3 protein-coding genes are annotated in these 3,801 nt (G+C 65.2%); all 3 read right to left on the bottom strand.

The features are described 5' to 3' along the window. Window positions 1-303: 303 nt before the first annotated feature. Window positions 304-1,224, bottom strand: coding sequence for a DUF2493 domain-containing protein (locus tag ACXJ7R_RS27085; RefSeq protein ID WP_457154505.1), 921 nt, complete (start codon window positions 1,222-1,224; stop codon window positions 304-306). Between the two features lie 341 nt (window positions 1,225-1,565). Beyond that, entirely contained in the window at window positions 1,566-2,603 is a 1,038-nt protein-coding gene (locus tag ACXJ7R_RS27090; RefSeq protein ID WP_457154506.1) for a DUF7146 domain-containing protein, read from the bottom strand. Next, window positions 2,600-3,801 (bottom strand): strawberry notch C-terminal domain-containing protein (locus ACXJ7R_RS27095; protein ID WP_457154507.1); only part of this gene is annotated, 1,202 nt, incomplete at its 5' end. The genes ACXJ7R_RS27095 and ACXJ7R_RS27090, both read right to left, overlap by 4 nt.

A 3,801-nucleotide genomic window follows, 5' to 3' on the forward strand; every position in this document is an offset into this window, starting at 1 on the left:
AGATTGGACCGGCAGCCCGTTTTTTAGTCCATGACAATGTACTGCGCGCGAAACGCCACAAAAAGGGTTGCATCTGGCAGCAGTCGTCCGACAGCTGGGAACAAGCGTCAGTTCCTTAACTGAGCCTCGCTGTTGACGACGTCTGCTTTCAGTCAGTGGCTACGCAATCGTGTGCGGCAGGCATGAGGCGCAAAGCGGCCATTCGCGTCATTAGGGGCATACGTCGGCTTCGGTGAGATGAAGACATTGCGCAATAGCGCTGACCGAACCTGGACTGCGACTTTGAGTGGGGGAAGGCAGCGCTCACGAGCCGCCGAGCCGATAGACCGGGATGCCGAGCTTGCGGGACTTGTCCGCCAGGTTCTCCTGAATGCCGGTGCCCGGAAAGATGATGACGCCGATCGGCATGACCGCCAACATCTGGTCGTTGCGCTTGAAGGGAGCGGCTTTGGCATGTTTGCTCCAGTCGGGCTTGAAGGCGACCTGCGGCACCTTGCGATGATCGGCCCAGCGGGCGGCGATCTTTTCGGCGCCTTTCGGTGATCCGCCGTGCATCAGCACCATGTCGGGGTGCTTGGAGCGGATTTGGTCGAGCTTTGCCCAGATCAGCTCGTGATCAGCGGTATCGCCGCCGGAGAAGGCGATCTTGGGGCCGGCGGGTAACATGACCTCGGTTTCCGCGCGCCGCCTGGCCGCGAGGAAGTCGCGGCTATCGATCATTGCGGCGGTGAGATGGTGGTGGTTGACCATCGACCCCGTGCGCGGTCGCCAGGCCGAGCCGGTGTACTGATCGTAGTGGTCGGCGGCCTGGTCACGCATAAGCTCGAAGGCGTCGCGCCGTTCGATCATGGTCTGGCCCTGGGCGGTGAGGTTCTCGAGTTCGACCGCCTTGATCTCGCTGCCGTCCTGTTCGCGCTGCAGACGGCGCTGGGCCTGCTCGTTGTCGTCCAGTTGCCGCTCGATCCGTTGCACAGCTCGGTGGAAGACATTGGTGACGGACCAGAGCAGGTCATCGAGGTCGGGTTCGAGGCGTGTGTCGGCCAAGGTGGCGATGAGGGCGTCAAAGATGTCGGCCACGGCTCCGGCCACGTGGTCGCCACCGGGGAGCGGTCGCTGATCGGGCTCGTCCGCGTAGGGGCGCCAGCCATAGAGCTGGAGTTCGGTGAGGATGTGATCGGTCGGAGATGCGGCGTGGTGCGGTTCGGTGTCGTCGTGCTCGCTCATGGGATGCTCCCGTCGGTTTGACCGCGACCCTCGCGGCCTTCATGGCGACGAGAGCCCACGGGCGGGACGGTCCGACACCCGCAGCGAAGCGGAGGGCCGGAGCACAGCGGAGGATGGCGGCGGCCGGCTATTTTGCCTCGCGATGGAAAGGCGTCGCGCCCCAATCGCTGCCATTCGCGAGTCGTCGTGCGCCGCCGGAAAATAGTCGGCCGGCGCCATTGCCTGGCCGGCCCGATTGTGGGCCGATCGCCCTCTCGAAGGCCGGGGCGCGTTTCTCTGCCGGCGGGCCACGCATCCATGCGGCGCACCGGCACCATGCACCGCGCGCTTCCCCTCACGGCTCATCCCGCCTGTGTCAGATAGCGGATGCGATCTTTGCGCATGAGCTGGTCCGCAATCGAGGCGCGGAAGGCGGCAAGTCCGAAATGGCGGAGGTCTTCGTTGAAGTCCTCCGTCTCCGGCGACAGCACGATTGCCTCGATTCCGGCGTCCGCCGAGCGCTCGAGCAGGCGGTCACGGGCACCGTCACCGGCCGGATCGTTGTCGCGGATGACATAAAGCCGCCGCAGGTTCGGAGGGAACAGGATGGCGGCAAGATGGGCTGCCGAGAGTGCCGCAGCCATCGCCATGTCGGGCAAGGCGCATCTCAGCGATAGCGTCGTCTCGATGCCTTCGCCTGCCGCCATGACGCCACCGGGTACGCCGAAGCGGACGGCGTGACCGAGAAGGTCACCCATTGCACGACGCGGTGTGTCGACGAGTGCCTTGCCGGTTCCGTCCGGTGCGAGCCAGGTGCGGTGCGCGCCGGTCAGATGTCCATCGAGGTCGGTGACAGCGGCGATCATCGCCGGCAAGGTCTCGGTCGGTCCATGATCGTCTGGCCGATAGTAGCAGCGCGGATGGAACCGCAGCGATCCGGTGCCGTACAAACTCGTAATGCTACGTCCACGCAAATACGTTTCCACGAGGGTGCCGATAATGGGCTTCGACATGGCGACCAGTCGGCGAGCCGCCTCCGGAGATCCAATGGGAACCCGCGTGATCGGCTCGGCCGGTCGGAGTGGCCTGGCATCTGGCATAGCGAGAAACTCGCGCGCCTCGTCGGCGACGTCCCGGAAATTGACCAGTCCGAGGGATTCGCGGATGACATCGAGCAAATCGCCATGCTCGCCGGTAGCGGCGTCGCTCCATTTGCCTGGCGGTCCCTTCGGGGATGGCTGCAGACGCACGAACATCGAGCGGCCCGGCGCATTGCGGACGTCGCCGACGGTCCAATAGTTGCCCTGGCGACGGCCATTGGAGAGGTAGTGGCGGCACACCGCCTCGGCATATTCGCCGAGGCGGTGTGCGAGGTCGGAGGCAGCGTGAGGCGGAATCATGCAGCCTCCCGCTCACTGACCCGCTCGATTGGGAAGCGGTCGAGTACGCGCTCCAGCACGGCAGGCCCGTTGGCGTCGATGGGCACGAACATCCTGAGCTTCCACGAAATGATCTCGTGGAAGAGACCGTAGGCGGTGAGGCGCTCGCGCATCGTGTCGGTGAAGCCGGACAATTCGATGCGCCATGCGCCCATGACGCGGCTGCGGCGAAGCTGGAGATCCTCGGCAAGATCGAGGATGGTCCGGCCGTCCAGCAGAGCTGCAAATGCCTGCTCCGGCGATAGCGCAACCACGTTCGTCGCAGAGGCTTTGGCGGCCCATGCCTGCGAGACGCGGCGGCCGATGAGGCGCTCGCCCTCGTCGGTCTGAAGTCGATAAACGCGGGTCGACTCGTTGGGCAGGCGCTTCCAGATCGGCAGCAGCAGGCCGGTGACCATGTGCAAGACCGAGTCCGAAAACTCCGGCACCCCGGCGATTTCGGCCGTCCAGGCAGTTGTGAAAGCCTCGCGGTCGGCCTCGACCCAGCGTGTTTCGCCCATGGCCTTTAGCGGCATGTTCTGGCCTTCCATCGGCCGGACCAGGCGGACACGTCGCTCGACCTCGCCATCGTCGAGCATGACGCTGGGGGTCGGGATCTGCACGGCGGCGCGGCCCGATTGCTCGTTGATGAGCAATACGGCACGCGGATCGCGGAGATGATCGAGCGCCGCATTGAGCGTGACCGGCCGATTGCGCTTGCGTTCGGTGATCGTGAGCAGGCGGCTTTCGGCGCCGGTGCGCGGATGGGTGTAGATCACCTGCCGATCGGTGACGACGAAGTTTTCGGCCTGCAGCGTCTCCAGCCCGGCGTCGTAGGTGCCTGACGCGATCGCGCCCTCGATGCGCGCCGCCAGCAGTTGCTCGAAGGCACCGAACAGCACGCCCTGCAGCGCAATGGTCAGTGCGAGCAGGCGATTGAGGAAGGTGGTGATCGGCGGCAACTCGTCCTTGATGCCATTGGCATCCATCAGCTTGAGACCCGTCGCCGCCTCGAAACGGTCGAGCGAGCAGCCCTCGACCTTGCCGCGTACGATCAGCAGATAGAGTTGCCGTAGCGCATCGCGGGCATGGTGGCTTTCCAGATTGTCCTCTGGCCGGAACAGGCCCTGGCCGCCGGTCTGGCGCTGGCCGCGCGTGATTGCGCCCAGCGTATCGAGCC

This window comes from Mesorhizobium sp. P5_C1, assembly GCF_054049815.1.